Annotated in this window: 19 protein-coding genes; 11 read left to right on the forward strand and 8 right to left on the reverse strand. The window is 57.6% G+C overall.

Features of this window, described 5'->3' with window-relative positions; genetic code table 11:
- Positions 1-392: 392 nt before the first annotated feature.
- The 4 genes from BLT77_RS02135 (at position 393) to BLT77_RS02150 (ending at position 2,982) form a co-directional block, all read left to right on the forward strand.
- Positions 393-1,436 (forward strand): hypothetical protein, encoded by a 1,044-nt coding sequence (locus BLT77_RS02135; protein ID WP_090361204.1) that lies wholly within the window; start codon positions 393-395, stop codon positions 1,434-1,436.
- An 83-nt stretch (positions 1,437-1,519) separates the two neighbouring features.
- Positions 1,520-1,720, forward strand: coding sequence for a DUF2061 domain-containing protein (locus BLT77_RS02140; protein WP_090361367.1), 201 nt, complete (start codon positions 1,520-1,522; stop codon positions 1,718-1,720).
- A gap of 141 nt (positions 1,721-1,861) precedes the next feature.
- Positions 1,862-2,458 carry an ATP-dependent protease gene (locus BLT77_RS02145; RefSeq protein WP_090361206.1) on the forward strand — a complete coding sequence of 199 codons (597 nt, stop codon included), beginning with the start codon at positions 1,862-1,864 and terminating at the stop codon, positions 2,456-2,458.
- Positions 2,459-2,586: 128 nt separating this feature from the next.
- Entirely contained in the window at positions 2,587-2,982 is a 396-nt protein-coding gene (locus BLT77_RS02150; RefSeq protein WP_143026535.1) for a hypothetical protein, read from the forward strand.
- A gap of 88 nt (positions 2,983-3,070) precedes the next feature.
- Here the strand turns inward: BLT77_RS02150 and BLT77_RS02155 are convergent, their stop codons facing one another.
- Positions 3,071-4,834 carry a protein-disulfide reductase DsbD gene (locus tag BLT77_RS02155; protein ID WP_090361211.1) on the reverse strand — a complete coding sequence of 588 codons (1,764 nt, stop codon included), beginning with the start codon at positions 4,832-4,834 and terminating at the stop codon, positions 3,071-3,073.
- Between the two features lie 229 nt (positions 4,835-5,063).
- On the opposite strand from BLT77_RS02155, the gene BLT77_RS02160 reads away from it, so the two are divergent.
- Entirely contained in the window at positions 5,064-5,564 is a 501-nt protein-coding gene (locus BLT77_RS02160) for an FxsA family protein (RefSeq protein WP_218126884.1), read from the forward strand.
- Positions 5,565-5,811: 247 nt separating this feature from the next.
- On the opposite strand, the gene BLT77_RS02165 is transcribed toward BLT77_RS02160, so the two are convergent.
- Positions 5,812-7,161 carry an MATE family efflux transporter gene (locus tag BLT77_RS02165; RefSeq protein ID WP_090361214.1) on the reverse strand — a complete coding sequence of 450 codons (1,350 nt, stop codon included), beginning with the start codon at positions 7,159-7,161 and terminating at the stop codon, positions 5,812-5,814.
- A gap of 276 nt (positions 7,162-7,437) precedes the next feature.
- Between BLT77_RS02165 and BLT77_RS02170 the strand changes: the two genes are divergently transcribed.
- Together BLT77_RS02170 and groL are read left to right on the forward strand one after the other, a co-directional pair.
- A complete protein-coding gene (locus BLT77_RS02170; RefSeq protein ID WP_028111597.1) occupies positions 7,438-7,728 on the forward strand; it encodes a co-chaperone GroES in 291 nt (96 codons plus the stop codon).
- Positions 7,729-7,768: 40 nt separating this feature from the next.
- A complete protein-coding gene (groL, locus tag BLT77_RS02175) occupies positions 7,769-9,415 on the forward strand; it encodes a chaperonin GroEL (RefSeq protein ID WP_090361217.1) in 1,647 nt (548 codons plus the stop codon).
- Positions 9,416-9,496: 81 nt separating this feature from the next.
- Here the strand turns inward: groL and BLT77_RS02180 are convergent, their stop codons facing one another.
- Together BLT77_RS02180 and BLT77_RS20565 are read right to left on the reverse strand one after the other, a co-directional pair.
- A complete protein-coding gene (locus tag BLT77_RS02180; RefSeq protein WP_090361220.1) occupies positions 9,497-9,805 on the reverse strand; it encodes a hypothetical protein in 309 nt (102 codons plus the stop codon).
- Positions 9,798-9,926 (reverse strand): hypothetical protein, encoded by a 129-nt coding sequence (locus BLT77_RS20565; RefSeq protein ID WP_281241948.1) that lies wholly within the window; start codon positions 9,924-9,926, stop codon positions 9,798-9,800. Before BLT77_RS20565 ends, BLT77_RS02180 begins: the two co-directional genes overlap by 8 nt.
- Before the next feature lie 498 nt (positions 9,927-10,424).
- Here BLT77_RS20565 and BLT77_RS02185 point away from each other — a divergent pair, with 498 nt between their 5' ends.
- Complete coding sequence (locus BLT77_RS02185) at positions 10,425-11,357, forward strand: C-GCAxxG-C-C family (seleno)protein (RefSeq protein WP_090361223.1); 933 nt, start codon at positions 10,425-10,427, stop codon at positions 11,355-11,357.
- Between the two features lie 11 nt (positions 11,358-11,368).
- Complete coding sequence (locus tag BLT77_RS02190) at positions 11,369-11,854, forward strand: hypothetical protein (RefSeq protein WP_090361226.1); 486 nt, start codon at positions 11,369-11,371, stop codon at positions 11,852-11,854.
- 85 nt (positions 11,855-11,939) lie between these two features.
- On the opposite strand, the gene BLT77_RS02195 is transcribed toward BLT77_RS02190, so the two are convergent.
- Both BLT77_RS02195 and BLT77_RS20570 read right to left on the reverse strand, forming a co-directional pair.
- Complete coding sequence (locus tag BLT77_RS02195; protein WP_090361229.1) at positions 11,940-12,869, reverse strand: LysR family transcriptional regulator; 930 nt, start codon at positions 12,867-12,869, stop codon at positions 11,940-11,942.
- Positions 12,870-13,209: 340 nt separating this feature from the next.
- Positions 13,210-13,335, reverse strand: a complete 126-nt coding sequence (locus tag BLT77_RS20570; RefSeq protein ID WP_281241949.1) for a hypothetical protein — start codon at positions 13,333-13,335, stop codon at positions 13,210-13,212.
- Between the two features lie 347 nt (positions 13,336-13,682).
- On the opposite strand from BLT77_RS20570, the gene BLT77_RS02200 reads away from it, so the two are divergent.
- The gene (locus BLT77_RS02200) at positions 13,683-14,222 is read left to right on the forward strand and encodes a DUF3016 domain-containing protein (RefSeq protein ID WP_090361232.1); all 540 of its coding nucleotides are present in this window, start codon (positions 13,683-13,685) and stop codon (positions 14,220-14,222) included.
- Between the two features lie 186 nt (positions 14,223-14,408).
- Here BLT77_RS02200 and BLT77_RS02205 read toward each other — a convergent pair whose 3' ends face one another.
- A complete protein-coding gene (locus tag BLT77_RS02205; protein WP_090361234.1) occupies positions 14,409-14,717 on the reverse strand; it encodes a prephenate dehydrogenase in 309 nt (102 codons plus the stop codon).
- A gap of 182 nt (positions 14,718-14,899) precedes the next feature.
- Here BLT77_RS02205 and BLT77_RS02210 point away from each other — a divergent pair, with 182 nt between their 5' ends.
- Complete coding sequence (locus BLT77_RS02210) at positions 14,900-15,742, forward strand: TraB/GumN family protein (RefSeq protein ID WP_176819166.1); 843 nt, start codon at positions 14,900-14,902, stop codon at positions 15,740-15,742.
- Here the strand turns inward: BLT77_RS02210 and BLT77_RS02215 are convergent.
- Entirely contained in the window at positions 15,739-16,275 is a 537-nt protein-coding gene (locus BLT77_RS02215; RefSeq protein WP_090361241.1) for a PEP-CTERM sorting domain-containing protein, read from the reverse strand. The two genes, BLT77_RS02210 and BLT77_RS02215, sit on opposite strands and share 4 nt — an antisense overlap.
- Positions 16,276-16,287 lie beyond the last annotated feature (12 nt).

The raw sequence follows: 16,287 nt of genomic DNA on the forward strand, positions 1-16,287 counted from the left end.
TTAGCGCCTGTGGCTCCGCCGGGGAATCCCTGCAGGAGCCGGTGAGCCGCACCCCGGAGCCAGTGACGATCCGGTCAATGGCTGTCGCCGGGAGGGGGTATTATGTTATGAGTCCCCCTTTGCGACTTTGCTTATGTTTTACCATTAGGTTACGCAAAAGTGAACTCCCGCCCGACTATATCCGGCAAATCAAATGTTAAATCTATAGAATGTTCTGCCTAATGGTGATTAAAAGGCAGGATCTATAAAATCTGTTGTGCTGGGTCGCAGCACTGCTGGTGACTGAGCAGGAAAAAAGTGACATTGTTCTAAATTTTAACATTTTCTGTTACTTTCAACGCCTAAATCGCTGGGGACTAATCAACAGCGCCACCGTTTTAAAGGAACTCAGAGTGAACGCATTACGGATCCTCGCCGGGCGGCATGCCCGTGACCAGATTGCACAGCAAGGCCTACAGCCGGCCCTGTTCGATCGCTTTATTGCTGCCTCTGGCGGCCCTAAATGGTTGCCACTGGCGGCGCTGGATCGCCACCTTCTGACTCAGTGGGTGCCCCGGGAACAACCGATGGAGTTGCTGGGCACCTCCTCCGGTGGCTGGCGCTGCGCCGCCCTGTGCCATCCTCAGCCCGAAGCTGCTCATCAGCGCCTGCAGCAGGCTTACATCAATCAGCGTTATGAGCAGTACCCGAGTGAGCAGGAGGTGCGGGATAACTGCCTCGGCATCATCGATGCCCTGGTGGCCGAGGCCGGACTGGCGGCGCTGTTGGCCCAGCCGACGCGGACATTGAATCTCATCGCCTGCCGCTGGAGGGGGATGCGCAACCACAGCCGCCCCCGGCAACTGGCAAACCTGGGCCTGACAGCACTGGTGAACCTGGTCAGCCGTTCCGGCCTGGAGCTGTTGTGGGAGCGTTGGTTGTTCTCTGCCGGTGGCGCGGCGTTCGAGCCGTTGGGCGGGCTGACCACCCACCCCGCCAGGCTGACGCCCGCCAATCTGGAGGCGACCCTGCTGGCCACCGGCAGTATCCCGATGTTGTCGCCGGGTGAGTTGGATATCGACGGAGCCCGGCCGGGGCGCTACATGGATGGGGGGATTACCGATTACCACCTGGATTTTCCGGTGCTCGGTCAGGGGAAGCTGGTGTTGTATCCGCACTTTAACCCGTTTGTGTTACCGGGGTGGTTCGATAAATCGCTGAAGTGGCGACGGGCCGGTGCCAACCTCAGCAATGTGGTGCTGCTGGTGCCTAGCCCTGAGTTTGTTGCCGGCCTGCCGGCGGCGAGGATTCCGGATCGGGGCGATTTCAAACGTTACGGTAATGAACAGCGCATCGAGTCGTGGAACCGTTGTTGCCAGCAGGGGCAGGCTCTGGTGAGTGCGTTTCAGCAGGCGGTTGCCGAGGGGCGCCAGGTTGAAATCGAAAAGTTAGATTAAATCAAGCGAGAACTATTTCTTTTAATCTAAATGATAATTGTTATCATTAGGTCATCCGCTGTTATCTCAACGAGGCCATGACCATGATTAAGACCCTGAGCTTTGCCGTAATGCACTTTTCCATCGCTTTTACTCTGGTGTACTTGCTGACCGGAAGCTGGACGTTGGGCGGCCTGGTGGCCATCGTCGAACCCCTGGTGAACACCGTGGCATTCTACTTTCACGACAAGTTCTGGAAACGGAGGGAGTTGCGTCGACAGCGTGCCCCCTTGCTGATCGCCTGAGCTTCGCCGCCGCATCTGAAACCCACCCCTCTTAACAGGGTCTAAACTAGTGGGAGACCAGCGGGCACCGGCCTTTGGTTTCTGTTCGTTTTCAAACCTCCGGCGCCCGGGTATGCCCCTGTGGTTGTCTGGGAGTTTGGTATGCAACGAATGATTGTCGCCCTGTTACCCATCGACAGTCCGGTATTGCCCCAGGGGCGCCGGGAGCTGCGAATGGTCACGCCCGGTCAGAGTCGAGTGGTGGCCGAGCATTTTCGCAACCAGTTGCCACTGGTGGCCTGTGTGCAGCGGGAAGACGGTCACCCTTTGCCCTGTTACCCCATCGCTGCCGTGGTGGAAATTCTGGATTTTCATCTACTGGATGATGGCTGCCTGAGTGTGGTGGTCGAGGGGCAACGCAAGTTTACCGTGTCCCAGGCCTGGGCTGAGCCCGACGGGGTGTGGATGGGACAGGGGTTTGTGATGAATAACTGGCCGTCACTGCCGATGTCACCGCGGTTTGAGTTGCTCAGTGAAGCCTTGCTGAAGTTGTTTGATGCCCGTCCCGAACTGGGGGAGTTGTACGCCGATAAGCGCCTCAGCGATGCTTGTTGGGTTGGTCAGCGCTGGCTGGAGATCCTGCCGTTGCTGGAGCAGGATACCCAGGAGTTGCTGCAGTCGCCGGATTGCCAACGCACCCTGAACTTTATTCTGTCTCTGATCATAAAACCAGAGCTGTATTCATTTCCATCCAGATAGCGTCGCTGTAACTCTTCAGGCGAAAGTGAATCACTCTTTGCCAAACTTTACGTTTCCAAAAGGCACCTATACCAAAGGATCGGGTCTACTAGTCGCAGGCTTATCCACTTTTTTGGGAACAGAACACAATGAAACACTGGCTTGTCTCTCTGCCTGCTTTGGCGTTGATCATCGGTTGCAGCAGCCCGGCGGATCGCACGCCGCCCCAAGAGTATTTCTCTTTCGAGGCTGGCCAGGACGGCTATCTGCATTTCTCTTTGTTTGTTGAAGGGATGGGCGGCAAAGGGGATCGGCAGGCATCAAAAGGCAGTGGTAAGCGGGCTGGCAAAGGCGCAGGGCGTCGTAACGGCGGTGGCCAGAGTCAACCGGAGCCGCAACAGGAGACCACGGCCTTAAGCGGTCGTCTGGCGGAGCGGGTGGATCATCACCTTCGGCTCAATGAGTTGTGCGATCAGGGCTACGAGATTGTCGAGCAGCGGCGCCTGTCGGAGGGGGTCGCGATACTGGGAGAGTGTCGATTATGATTCGATTACGATGGACCATGGTGTTTGTGATAGTGCTGGCCCTGGCTGCCAGCGCCCGGCTGTTAAGCCAGGCGCTGATGTGGTTGGGTTAGAGCACCCCATCCAGGTGTGAGGCGAAGCGACCGGCTTTCATAAACCCGGTAACCCGTTGCTGGGCCAACTCCTGGCCCTGGGTGTCGAAGAACAGAATCGTCGGCAGCCCCAGTACCTGATAGTGCTCCTGAACCTCGATGTCGATGGCGTCATTGGCGGTCATGTCCGCCTGCAGCAGCACCATCTGCTCGGTGCGGGCCACCACCTCCGGTTCCGGGAAGGTGTATTTTTCAAACTCTTTACAGGCGATGCACCAGTCGGCATACAGATCCAGCATCACGGTTTTGCCCGCGGCGTTGGCTTTGGCGACTTCCCGGTCGATGTCTTCCAGGCTCTTAACCCGAATAAACTCGGTGCCGTGATGGGCAGCGGCGCCCGGTGTGGCCTGCAGCTGGGTAAAGACACCATAGCCGCCGTAGCCAATGGCTCCGAGCATGGCCACCGCCAGCATCGCATAGCGGCCGGTTTGCATCAGGCTGAAGCGGGTCTTGCGGTTTTCGTGAAGCAGGTAGGCCACAAAGGCCACGCCCCATACCGCCCACAATAGGTCGGCCACCAGACCGGTCCAGATACGGGTCAGCATCATGATGGACACCGCAATCAGCAGGAAGCCAAAGGTGTGCTTGATGATGTCCATCCAGGCTCCGGCTCTTGGCAGCAGTTTACCGCCGGAGGTACCCAGCAGCAGCAGCGGTGCCCCCATGCCCATGGACAGGGCATACAGAGCCAGGCCACCCAGCATCAGGTCGCCACTCTGGGCTACGTAGATTAGGGCACCGGACAGCGGCGCGGTGGTGCAGGGAGAGGCGACCAGGCCGGAGATCAGCCCCATGATCAGCACCCCGGTAAAAGAGCCGCCTTTCTGTGAGTTAGAGGCCTGGTTGAGGCGATTTTGCAGTGATGACGGCAACTGCAGGTTGTAGACACCGAACATCGACAGTGACAACACCACAAACAATACCGCCAGGCCGATAAGAATGGCGGGGTGCTGCAGTGCGGCCTGGTATTTGAGTCCGGCGGAGGCGACCACCAGCCCCAGGGCCGAATAGGTAATCGCCATCCCCTGCACATAGGTCATGGACAGGGCAAAGGCGCGACCGGTGGACAGCTTTTCACCCTGGCCAGCGATGATGCCAGTCAGGATGGGGTACATGGGGAACACACAGGGGGTAAAGGCCAGCAGGATGCCGAGGCCAAAAAACGTCAGCAGCACCAGGCTCAGGTGGCCGTCGGACAGCAGCGCTGCCAGGCTATCCTGTTCGGTGGCCGGCGCCGCAGGCGTGGTTGAGGCCGACGCAGCCGGAGTGATGATGCCGCTGTTGGCCGCCACTTCCGACAGCAGGATGGTCTGGCGGGTCGGTGGGTAGCACAGCACCTTGTCCAGGCAGCCCTGATAGGTGATGGTGAGTTCGGTGTTGTTGGCCGCTTGCTTGATCGGCAGTTGCAGGGTGACCCGGTCAAAATAGACCGGCTGTTCGCCAAAGAAATCATCGAAGTGGGACACCGCTTGCGGGTAGACCAGCTCACCGACGTCGACATCGCCTTCAACCTTTACCGTAAACCGCTCCTGATAAAGGTAATACCCCTGTTCAGGCATCTCCCAGGTCAGTTCCAGTACATTGTCTTGCTGGGCAAAGTTAAACAGGTACGCCTGATCTACCGGCAGCACCTGGGGCTCCTGATTCAGGAAGGAGAAGTTGGCCGATGCTGTCAGGCTCATGAGGAGCAGCGTCGCCAGGGCAAAGAGTCGCTTTGTCATTGTCAGTGTAATGTCCAATAATCGGTGTAGGGGTCATTACCCGAGGTACGGGCAATAGCCTGCGCATCTGCATTGTCAACGCCATTATGGCCCGTTTGGGTGGGCTTACTGTAAAGGATCCACCCGGTGGCTGCATTGATAAATGTAACAGTGCATGAACGCCGACTTGAAAATAGACCGGGGAAACCCCATTTGAGTTTCTGACAACAACCGTATTTGTGAGGCCTGTGTGGTTTTTTATCTGTTTCTGCTGTTTGCCATCATGCCCATCATCGAGATTTCGGTGCTGATTCAGGTCGGTACCGCCCTGGGGGCGCCGACCACCATTGCCCTGGTGTTGGTCACCGCAGCGGTGGGCGCGTCTCTGGTTCGCAGCCAGGGCCTGAGCACCCTGATGGAGGTGCGAAACCGAATGAACCGGGGTGAGTTGCCCGGTACCCAGATCATGGAAGCGATGTTGCTGGCGGTGGCGGGCGTGTTGCTGGTTACACCGGGTTTCGTGACCGATTTCCTCGGTCTGCTGGTGCTGACGCCGTTCACCCGTAAGCGCCTGGCGACCTGGTTACTGAGCCGGGTGCAGGTGCGCACCATTCATGGCCAGGGTTTCGGCGCCGAGTTTCATCAACAGCAGGATCCGTTTCAGCAACAGGATCCGTTCCAGCGACCCCAGCAGCCTCGGGATCTGGATGGCAAGTCCACCATTGAAGGCGAGTATGAGCGCAAAGACTGATAAACAGACCGCGGGTCGGTTTATCAGGTCATAGCCAAAGGCTATCTTGTGGCGCGGCGATGGTTTGTGATTCACTGTGCCGGTCACTTCGGCGGCGGTCATGGACTCGATGCCACTAAGCCGAAGAGCGACCGCACCTCTTTTCGAGTACGTCACTTTGGGTCGAGTTAGCATTTGAACCGGACGTGACCAAAAAGCCGATACCTCAGGGTATCGGCTTTTTTTTTATGGGGTATCGGTGTCGAGGTTATTGCGGCTGAGGGGCGGTGACCGAGGCGGGTTCGCACACCTTGGTGGCCAGGTGGTAACAGGCGACGCCCATCACCAGGTTGGCCAGTCCGATGCCGGCGAAGGCGCCTTTGACCCCGAACAGCCAACTGCCGATCATGGTCATCGGAATCAGCATCAGGAACAGGCGGACCATGTTCAGGCTCAGGGCGGTCATCGGGCGGTGATAGGCGTTCAGCGCCAGTACAAACAGAATGACCACACCCAGAGTACCGTACGCCAGAGGCACGATCTGCAGGTACCAGATCAGATACCCCTGTACGGTCGGGTCGTCACTGAACAGGGCGGCAACCTGGCCCAGAAACGGCAGCACCAACAGGTACAACAGCAGCTGTGATACCAGCACAAACCGAATGCTGCCCATCAGGGCCTCTTTGGCCCGCCGGTAGTGGCCGGCACCGAGGTTTTGCGCAATAAAGGGCATCAGGGCGCCGCACAGGGCGGTGACCACCACCAGCATCAGGGCCTCGATGCGGGTACCGGCACCAAAGGCGGCCACGGCCTTGGTATCGATGCGTGCCAATATCGCCAGAATCAGCGCATTGGCCAGAGGGTTGAGCAGGTTGGATATGGCCGCGGGCCGGGCGATGTGCAGCAGCTTGCGCCAGTGTTCCAGCACTCGCTGGCAGGGGCGGGCCAACAGTTGGTAGCGCCAGCCCAGCATCCAGGCGGCCACCACAAAGGTGATGATCCACGACAGCACGGTGGCGATGGCCGCCCCCTGCATCTCCAGCCGTGGAAACGGTCCGATGCCGAAGATCAGCAGTGGATCCAGAATGGCATTGACGATGGCGGCCACGGCGGTGACGATGGCCGGGGTGCGGGTGTTGCCGGTGGCCCGCAGCGCCTGGTTGCCTACCATGGGCAGCACCAGCAGGCCGATGCCGGAATACCACACCAGCATGTAGTCATTGATCAGCGGCAACATGGTGTCGCCGGCGCCCAGCAGGGTAAACAGTGGGGTGATGGTCATGGCCCCGGCGGCGGCGATGACAGTGACAACCAGCCCTGCCAGCATCAGGCCATGGGTCAGGAAGCTGCGTGCCTGTGGCAGATCGCCCTTGCCCAGGAACCGGCCCATGTTGGCGCTCATGCCCGCCCCCATGCCCAGGGCGATGGAGGAGATCACCATGGTCACCGGAAAGGTCATGCTGATGGCGGCCAGAGGTTCGGTACCCAGTTGGCTGATGAAATAGGTGTCGGTCAGATGGTAGAACAGCAGGCTGAGCACCCCCAGCAGATTAGGCACACTCATGCGCAGCAGAGTTCTGCCGATGGGAGCGGTTAATAGGCCATGCGTGTTATACATCCGGTAGGTCACATTCGTTGCGGTGGAGCGGGTTGGTCGGGGGCCTATGGTAGCGTCCCCGGCCCAGCGGCGCAAAGCGGAGCGAGCAAAATTCAGACATCGGTTGAAACTTTTTTACAGCAGCCAGAGGAAGGATTTGGCGAAGGCGGGGAAAAAAATCTCCACCCGACCCTTGTGTTTTTTCCGCCGCCGCCCCATATACAGAATCAGAACGCAGCTAAGCTGCAGAGAAATCACAGATTTGATTTAGACGGAACCTTTTAGGAGAGATCACAGATGAAGATTCGTCCATTGCATGACCGGGTAATCGTTAAACGTACCGAGCTTGAGTCCAAGTCTGCAGGCGGCATCGTGCTGACCGGCAGCGCAGCTGAAAAATCCACCCGCGGTGAAGTCGTGGCTGTTGGTAATGGTCGCATTCTGGAAAACGGCGAAGTTAAGGCCCTGGACGTGAAGATTGGCGACGTTGTCATCTTTAACGAAGGCTACGGCGTAAAGACTGAGAAAGTGGACGGTGAAGAGGTCCTGATCATGTCTGAAGGCGACATTCTCGCCATCGTTGAATAAATTCACTCTGTAGAATCAAGATTTAGAAGGGAAAACGGAAATGGCAGCTAAAGACGTAAAATTTGGCAACGACGCTCGCGTAAAAATGCTGGCGGGTGTGAACGTACTGGCCGACGCAGTAAAGGTGACTCTGGGTCCTAAGGGCCGCAACGTGGTACTGGACAAATCCTTCGGCGCCCCGACCATCACCAAAGATGGTGTGTCTGTGGCCAAGGAGATCGAACTGGAAGACAAGTTCGAGAACATGGGCGCCCAGATGGTGAAAGAGGTTGCCTCTAAAGCCAACGACGCCGCCGGTGACGGTACCACCACTGCCACCGTTCTGGCTCAGTCCATCGTCAACGAAGGCCTGAAGGCCGTTGCCGCCGGCATGAACCCAATGGATCTGAAGCGCGGCATCGACAAGGCGGTTGTGGCTGCCGTAGCCGAGCTGAAAGAGCTGGCCGTTGAGTGTAAAGATTCCAAGTCCATCGCCCAGGTGGGCACCATCTCCGCCAACTCCGACGTTGAGATTGGTGAGATCATCGCCACCGCCATGGAGAAAGTGGGTCAGGAAGGCGTCATCACCGTGGAAGAGGGCCAGGCTCTGGAGAACGAGCTGGACGTGGTTGAAGGCATGCAGTTCGACCGTGGTTACCTGTCTCCTTACTTCATCAACAACGCCGAAGCCGGCACCGTTGAGTTGGATTCTCCGTTCATCCTGCTGGTGGACAAGAAGATCTCCAACATCCGTGAGCTGCTGCCGATTCTGGAAGGCCTGACCAAAGCGGGTAAGCCGCTGCTGATCATCGCCGAAGACGTGGAAGGCGAAGCCCTGGCGACTCTGGTTGTGAACAACATGCGTGGCATCGTTAAAGTGGCTGCCGTTAAGGCGCCTGGTTTCGGCGACCGTCGTAAGGCGATGCTGCAGGACGTGGCCATCCTCACCGGTGGTACCGTGATCTCCGAAGAGATCGGCCTGGAGCTGGAGAAAGCCACCCTGGAAGATCTGGGCAGCGCCAAGCGCGTGGTGATCACCAAGGACAACACCACCATCATCGACGGTGTGGGTGAAGAGGAGCAGATTCAGGGTCGTGTGGGCCAGATCAAGGCTCAGATCGAAGAGTCTACCTCTGACTACGACAAAGAGAAGCTGCAGGAGCGCATGGCCAAGCTGGCTGGCGGTGTTGCGGTCATCAAGGTTGGCGCCGCCACCGAAGTTGAAATGAAAGAGAAGAAAGCCCGCGTTGAAGACGCCCTGCACGCAACCCGTGCGGCCGTTGAAGAGGGTGTGGTTGCCGGTGGTGGTACCGCCCTGGTTCGCGTGGCGTCCAAGCTGACCGAGCTGAAAGGCGACACCGAAGAGCAGAACGTCGGCATCAAGCTGGCTCTGCGCGCCATGGAATCGCCACTGCGCCAGATCGCCTACAACGCCGGTGAAGAGTCCTCTGTTGTGGCCAACAACGTCAAAGGCGGTGAAGGTAACTACGGCTACAACGCCGGTAACGACACCTACGGCGACATGGTTGAGATGGGTATCCTGGACCCAACCAAGGTAACCCGCAGCGCGCTGCAGTTTGCCGCTTCTGTGGCCGGTCTGATGATCACCACCGAAGCCATGGTAACCGAAATGCCGCAAGACGCCGCACCGGCAGCCCCAGACATGGGCGGCATGGGTGGCATGGGCGGCATGGGCGGCATGATGTAATCCCCCGCTCTAGCAGCAACAAAAAACGCACGCTTCGGCGTGCGTTTTTTTATGCCTGATCGGTAGCCTTGGGGGGCTTGCTCAGGCCGCCAGACTTTGCTGCAGCAGCCGCTGCATGCTGCGGCGCTGGCATTCGGTCCAGCTGTCCAGTTGCAGAAACAGGCGCCGCCCTTGTTGGGTCAGGCTCAGTGGATTGCTGGTGTCGGCCCCCCTGGCCCGGGCCTGCAGCCCGCCGTGGCCATAGGCCAGCTTCAGCCGCAGCAGTTCGCCACTGTGCTCCGGGCTGAGGCAGAGCGCCTTGCTCTGGTAACAGGCGCGTTGTATCGAGCGATAGTGATTGAGCAGGCACAGCATTCTGGCCTGTTCGCGATGGCACAGCACGTCAGTCATTGGCGCTGGCCTGAGGCCGCGGCTGTTCCTTGGCATGGCCGGGTTCGGCTGAGCCGAAAATCGGCCACAGGACGCCAACGGTGGCGAGGGTCAATAGCACGGCACCGGGTAGTGGGATCATAGTCTGCCTCCTCGCAGGGGGTCGTCAGTGATTGAGTGTGCAGGCATTGTCGACGGCCCTGGCTTGATTGGCGCTTAATTACGGCTGAATTGCCGCTGAACCGGATGCCGGTCGGGGCTGCCCCCGGGGCGGAAACCGGGGCGGAAACCGGGGGCTACGGAGTGATTTGCCGATTGTTGATATCGCTTTTCTGACCCCACTTCAAACTATTTGCGCTGTCGTGATCCGTCGCAAAGGCGGTGGTTTGGGGGCCGATTTGTGAGCGACGCGGCTTTCTTTCGGGCTAAAAATGAACCAATTTCGTTTTGGAGCCGCAATTCACTTCCTGGCATCGATTTTTACAAAGCCGGTGCCTTTGACCGCTTTACTTTCGCTTTTACGATCTCTAGCCTCTTATCGACGCTTGATATAAGTTGTTGATTTTTAAGATATTTATAATCTTTAAATGCGATAATTCAATTACTGGATATGTGAATCCAGGAGTCAGGAGAGCAGTTGATGAAAGTAGATAGACGACAGGCAATGGGTAAGATCGTGGGGTTGGCCAGCATGGCGGTGGGAACATCGGCGGTTTCGCCGGCAATCTTTGCCGCAGACGCCTGCCCGGGCGATGCCACCATCGGGCTGGGTAGTGGTGGGAGTGCGAACCTGGGGAGCAGCCTGCTTGATTATGCGAACCTTGACCCAATGAAAGTTGCTAAGCTGGCTTATCAGAGCTACTTCAAGGGCGGCTGCATGTATGGCGTATTTAATGCCATCGTTACCGAATTGGCAGCCCAGGGCCACGAGGATGCCTGTCACTTTGCTGCCATCCCTACCAACCTGGCTGTTTATGGTGGTACCGGTGTCAGGGGCTGGGGTACCCTCTGCGGCTGCCTTAACGCGGCGGCCATGGCGATAAACGTGCTGGGCGGTGTCGACCAGCAGGCGGTCATCGATGCGGTATACCGTTACTATGAGAAGACCTCCATGCCCCGTGGCGACCAGGAGTTCCTCGATGGCATCGGTGCCCCAACCCCGGATCTCATATTCGGAACGGGAAGGAGCATGACTCAGGAGGAGATTGGTCAGTCCGTTGCCAACTCGGTACTGTGTCACACCTCGGTATCCCACTGGTCCAGCGCCAGCGGGTTTGGTTCCGGTCATTGGGCCAAGTATGAACGCTGTGCCCAGGTAACGGCAGAGATCGCCTACATTTCCGCTAAGTATCTTAACGCCTCGCTGGCGGGAACCTTGGAGGCCGAAGGGCATGCGGCCAGCAACGATCAGTGCGACAGCTGTCACGCTCCCACCCAACGTGAGCCGGATACCTATATTGGCCCGGATGTGAAATCCCACATGGAGTGCCAGACCTGTCACTCCTCCCACGAGCAACTGTCGGCGCTGCCTAAGCATGCCGATGCTAGTGAATGCCAAGTGTGTCATAACTGAGGCGGGCTAAGATGCGTAATCAAATGATCATCGGGGCGGTGGCGTTGCTGCTTAGTGGCTGTGGCTCCGACAGCAGCAGTGGTGACGGCGGTGCCGAGGTGGATCCCAGTGTGACCCTGGATCAGGCCAATAGTATCGTGTTGACGGTGGACGCTGCCGAGCGGGAAAGCCTGACGGTGAGATTCAGCCTGGCCGATGAAGACGGGCTGGCCATCACCGATGCCGGACACAATCTGGAGATCGTCTATCTGGGGTTCCCCGGTGACTACGACTCTTCGTTTGCGATTCCCTGGCACCGGGCTCAGCAGTATCTTTGCGGCGATAATGGCAGCGGTTGTGTCGGTGAGTTGAAGGAGCTGCAACCGGGCTCCTACAGGTTCAGCCCCAGTATCGAACTGGAGCCGGAGCAGATGATGCCGCACCTGAAGTTTAAGATTCAGGTGAATGGCGCTTTGGCCAGCAATCCCCCTGAACTGTTCGACTTTCCGGACCAATAGGCCGTAACTGAGCCGATCCTGACGGATCGGCTGCTTTGGTTTGGGGGGCGGATCCCTCCTGGAGCGGAGAGGCGGGTCTTTATTCTTAGGCGGCGCTCAGGCGCTGCCTCAAACTGGAGGCCAGTCGCGCTGCAAAGGCCTGGTCGGCGCCATGATGGGCCTGTAGGTAGTACTGAAGCGACTGGTGGCTCTTAGTTTCATTGAGCCAGATGTCGGAGACATTCATACAGGTGAGACCGGGCTGACTTTGCAGGTAGGATTGAAAGGCGGTGCCAACGACCAGGCCGACGCTGTTACACTCTTTGACGTGATCGAGCAGCAAACCCAGATCGGAGATCTTGAGGGCAACAGAGATAGGCAGGTTTTTCTGGTCGGCAATGGCTTGCAACCTTGGGACTTTTGTTTCGTCAAAGGCGTAATTCAAGATGGCCAGTTTATAACGAAGAATTTGATGTAGAGTAATCTCGGCATTAAATATCGGGTGGTCTTCATTTGCCACCAAGAAATATTTTCCAACCGGCGCAATCTCATAATGCGCAATACCATCTATTGGCGATGGATCGATTGAGATGCAATAATCAATGTTACGATTTATCAGTCTCTTTTGAGATTCTGTAGTCCAGGGGTGAACCTCAAAAGCGAAGTGGTTATCGTACTCGCTGGTAAGCTCATTCAGACAGCTCAGCAGGGGCCGGTGGAAATGTTCCTGAGCGCAGATATTGATGCTTCCCTGCTCGTTGGCGGTCAGCTCCATGGTGTAGGCCAAGGACTGAAAGCCCGCCACCAGCTGCTTTGCCTGAGGGTAGAGGCGGTCGGCGACCCGGTTGGGTTTCATGCCATGCTGATGACGGGTAAACAACTCGTCATTAAAGGTTTTTCTGAGCATGGTCAGGGTGCGACTGACTTTAGGTTGAGTGGTGGCCAGGGTGATTGCTGCCGCGGTGCCACTTTTTTGTTCGTACAACTCAATAAAAACACTTAAGCTAAAGAAATCAAGATGATTGATTCTTTTCATAGATAAACTCCAGCAGGGAACACGATTATTTTATCTGAAGTGATTGTTTATTGAAATCGAGTCATCTCACATTTTGCATAAATCGCGATTTACATTTGATTTGTCGGGAATTGCATAACCAGTTTGCCGCTTTTGCATATCCGGATTTCGCAGGGCAATTAATATTATTTATTGGTGCTGTAATAAAGCGAATTAACTCATCATAATAAAAATAAGATCACTCTGATCACGGGTTTCCGGTAGGGGCCCGCCTCTGCCAACCTGTGCTTGCGGGCCGAGGTGTCTACCCCGCCTTGAGTCACCCCCATGCCCGTAGGCCGGGCATGGGGGGGCAGTTGTCTTAGTGGTCGCCCTGGCACTGCGCTTCGCTGAGGGTCTGCTCGGAATCCCCGCATTCGGTTTTGTGGGTACCGTTGTGGTAGTTGGTCAGTCGCTTCCACAGGCCGTCACTGTCATGGCTGGTCATGATCTGGGATGGCTGTGAGGGCTGATCGCTGAACTCGTTTCTGACGCGGGACCAGTAGTCGGCTCCGTGCCCCTGTTCGCTGTAGGACTCAGTATCGATGGCGTTTCTTGACGGGCATCGATTCTAAGGAGGAACCTCCGCTGCGTCCCAGTCTAAAAAGTCGTTGCCGCTGGAGACAGAGAAAACCGGGTGGAGGATCCAGGGGAGGGGCGTCTGCGGATTTCTGAACTGCCCCTTAACCGAGTGTGCGGTTTCGCAAATATTTGCCGTAGTGAATTGAATTTTTTTTGTTCAATTGACTCTAAACATTGTGAATAACGCAGTTTGAGTCCGAAAAGGGGATCGATATGAGAGTGTTTGCTTGGCTGATGGTGCTGGTCATGAGCCCTATGGTAAGCGCCGCCGGTGGCGATGATCAGCAGTGGCCAACTCAGGATGGTCCCGTGACCGTGGTGTGGCAGAGCCCTGATGATTACCGTGACGTTCGAGCCAGTTCGGGGCGTCAGGATCGGTATGAAAATCATGTTTTCGCCACCCTGGGAAAGGAGTTTCAGAAACGGCTGCAGCCGACCCTGGCCGAGGGAGAAACCCTGACTATTGTGGTGACGGATCTGGATCTGGCCGGTGATGTGCGTCCCTCTTTCGGGGCTGCCGCCAACGATATTCGCGTCGTAAAGAGCATCTACCCGCCGGGCATTAACTTCCAGTGGACCCTTAAAGGCGCCGATGGTAAGGCGATCGCCTCAGACAGTGTGGAGATTCGAGAGCTGAACTTTGAGAATACCGCATCCAAAATGCGTTATCAGAGCGAGGCGCTCCACTATGAGTTGCGAATGATCGAGCGCTGGGTAGACAGGGATCTGCCGGAGAAACTGGCCAGCCGGTAATCGGCAGACGAGTAACCGCCGGAGCCTTGCTCCGGCTTTTTTGTGTTCGTCATCGATTGTTGGGCCCGTCTTGTATAACTCTGACTCTCTGTTTTACTTGGACTTTGTGGCCTGCAAGGCGAGTGTTGCGACCTGACGAGCGCGAGATCCTGAAAAAAAGCCACCCGCTGAGGGTGGCTTTTCCGTTTAGTCTTTCAGGCTCTGCTTGAACTGGGCCAGGGTGTTGAGCAGCAGTTCCAGCTTCTTCACCAGAGGGGGGAGTTGCTCGGCGGACGGGGCCGCTTCAAAGGCGTCGAACTCGCCGACGACCTCCTCCAGGTAGGGCATAAACCGGGTGGCGTCGGTTTTAAAACCCTGATCGGCGGTGAAGATGCGCTTAAACTTTCCGTGACCATCCTGTTGCAGTTTGTCCAGGTAAGCGTCGGCATCCACCACTTGGCGATAGGCTTGCTGAAAGCTGGCTTTAAACTGGGCAATGACATTGGTGTACGGCATCGGGGCCTCTGTGAACTGTGGAAATACAAAAGGGTGTCTGGGGCTAATTATCCAGTGAAATCACAGCAAATGAAACCGTTTTGGGCCGCTCCGGACTGGTGCCCGGCAGGCCGATAGTGCGATAGTGGAGTCATTGGCACCCAAGGGGGCCGTTGTTAACGTTGAGAGTCATGGGAGAAGCGATGAAGCGGTTGCTGGGAGCGGTATGGGCAGTCTGTGTGGCGGCAGGCGCGGTGGCGGCGCCAACGGACAAACCGCCTTTTTTTCTGGTTAGCGGAGAACAGGGGCAGGCGTGGTTATTGGGGTCGGTGCACGTGGGGCAGCCGGATTTCTACCCGTTCGCCGAGGTGATTGAGCAGGCCTTTGCCGAGTCTTCGGTGCTGGCACTGGAGGCCGATACCAATGATCCCCAATTGCCCCGAAAGCTGCAGCCCTATCTGTTTGCCAAGCAGCCGTTGCCGGCACCGCTGGCCGGCAAGTTGAGCCGGTATTGTCAGAGTCGGGCGATGCAGTGCGATCCCTCACTGGCGCCCTGGATCCTCAGTTCGCAGCTGCTGATGGCGGAGATGGCCAGTTCCGGCTTCCACTCGGATCAGGGAGTGGAGCACTATTTTTCCAGTCGCCTCGGCAGCAAAAGCTTGTGGGAGCTGGAGGGGATGGCGTTGCAACTGCGGGTGTTTGACGGCCTGTCGGCCGACACCCAGCATGCCATGCTGGAGGGGGCGATGGAGCCCATGGAGGTCGATGAGCTGATTCAGGCGTGGCGCAGCGGCGATCAGGCTACCCTGGCGCGGTTGACCTACGACGACATGGCGCAGGAGCCGGAGGCCTGGCAGGCGTTGATGATCAACCGCAATCAGGGCATGACCCAGACCCTGGTCGACTGGTTACGCCAGGACGATCGTTTGTTTGTGGTGGTCGGAGCCGGTCATCTGGTGGGGGAACAGAGTATTCCGGCCCTGTTGCAACAGCAGGGGCTGACGGTCACCGACTGCTGGCAACGTGCCTGCGTGGCTGTCGATTAACCGGCGATCAGACTCTGGATCCAGCGCCAGCCGGTATCGGCGGCCTGGGCGTCGTAGTTGGGGCTGCGTGGGTTCATAAAGCCGTGTCCCGCGTCGCAGATCTGTACCGAAGCGGGCCAATCCAGTGTGGCGTCACTGACGCCGGCATCGTCCCGACACAGCAGCAGGTGGGTGGTCACCGGCAGCGGCTCCAGCGGCAGCTCGTTGCCGTAGATCATCAGCACCCGCTGCACTTGAGGAAAGGACCGGCGCCGAAGCAGTTGCGCAATGGCGTTGGCGCCGGCGCTGAAACCCAGCAGCGTTACCGGCTCTGGGTGGCATTCCAACCAGGCTTCCAGCTTGTCGACGTAGCCCGGCTTGCTGCAACGGCACAGGAAATAGTCGTAGGCCTGCTGTTCATCGGCAAAGGCAAATGGCTGGCCGGCGTAGGGATCCAGAAGCTGACAGTCGCCGGCAACGTCGGTGAGCCGCTCAATGCGGGCTGTCAAAGTAGAGTGTTGGCCCCAGATATCGGTGACCCAAAGCAGAGACATGCGGTGTCCTCC

It is taken from the genome of Ferrimonas sediminum (genome assembly GCF_900100175.1).
GTDB lineage: Bacteria > Pseudomonadota > Gammaproteobacteria > Enterobacterales > Shewanellaceae > Ferrimonas > Ferrimonas sediminum.

Excerpts from the sequence above, each read along its gene's own strand:
- BLT77_RS20565 (WP_281241948.1), bottom strand. The coding sequence starts at position 9,926 with ATGATCCCACTACCCGGTGCCGTGCTATTGACCCTCGCCACCGTTGGC.
- BLT77_RS02200 (WP_090361232.1), top strand. The coding sequence starts at position 13,683 with ATGAGAGTGTTTGCTTGGCTGATGGTGCTGGTCATGAGCCCTATGGTA.
- BLT77_RS02150 (WP_143026535.1), top strand. The coding sequence starts at position 2,587 with ATGAAACACTGGCTTGTCTCTCTGCCTGCTTTGGCGTTGATCATCGGT.
- groL (WP_090361217.1), top strand. The coding sequence starts at position 7,769 with ATGGCAGCTAAAGACGTAAAATTTGGCAACGACGCTCGCGTAAAAATG.
- BLT77_RS02210 (WP_176819166.1), top strand. The coding sequence starts at position 14,900 with ATGAAGCGGTTGCTGGGAGCGGTATGGGCAGTCTGTGTGGCGGCAGGC.
- BLT77_RS02205 (WP_090361234.1), bottom strand. The coding sequence starts at position 14,717 with ATGCCGTACACCAATGTCATTGCCCAGTTTAAAGCCAGCTTTCAGCAA.
- BLT77_RS02145 (WP_090361206.1), top strand. The coding sequence starts at position 1,862 with ATGCAACGAATGATTGTCGCCCTGTTACCCATCGACAGTCCGGTATTG.
- BLT77_RS02180 (WP_090361220.1), bottom strand. The coding sequence starts at position 9,805 with ATGACTGACGTGCTGTGCCATCGCGAACAGGCCAGAATGCTGTGCCTG.
- BLT77_RS02215 (WP_090361241.1), bottom strand. The coding sequence starts at position 16,275 with ATGTCTCTGCTTTGGGTCACCGATATCTGGGGCCAACACTCTACTTTG.
- BLT77_RS20570 (WP_281241949.1), bottom strand. The coding sequence starts at position 13,335 with ATGACCAGCCATGACAGTGACGGCCTGTGGAAGCGACTGACCAACTAC.
- BLT77_RS02190 (WP_090361226.1), top strand. The coding sequence starts at position 11,369 with ATGCGTAATCAAATGATCATCGGGGCGGTGGCGTTGCTGCTTAGTGGC.
- BLT77_RS02195 (WP_090361229.1), bottom strand. The coding sequence starts at position 12,869 with ATGAAAAGAATCAATCATCTTGATTTCTTTAGCTTAAGTGTTTTTATT.
- BLT77_RS02165 (WP_090361214.1), bottom strand. The coding sequence starts at position 7,161 with ATGTATAACACGCATGGCCTATTAACCGCTCCCATCGGCAGAACTCTG.
- BLT77_RS02140 (WP_090361367.1), top strand. The coding sequence starts at position 1,520 with ATGATTAAGACCCTGAGCTTTGCCGTAATGCACTTTTCCATCGCTTTT.
- BLT77_RS02155 (WP_090361211.1), bottom strand. The coding sequence starts at position 4,834 with ATGACAAAGCGACTCTTTGCCCTGGCGACGCTGCTCCTCATGAGCCTG.
- BLT77_RS02170 (WP_028111597.1), top strand. The coding sequence starts at position 7,438 with ATGAAGATTCGTCCATTGCATGACCGGGTAATCGTTAAACGTACCGAG.
- BLT77_RS02185 (WP_090361223.1), top strand. The coding sequence starts at position 10,425 with ATGAAAGTAGATAGACGACAGGCAATGGGTAAGATCGTGGGGTTGGCC.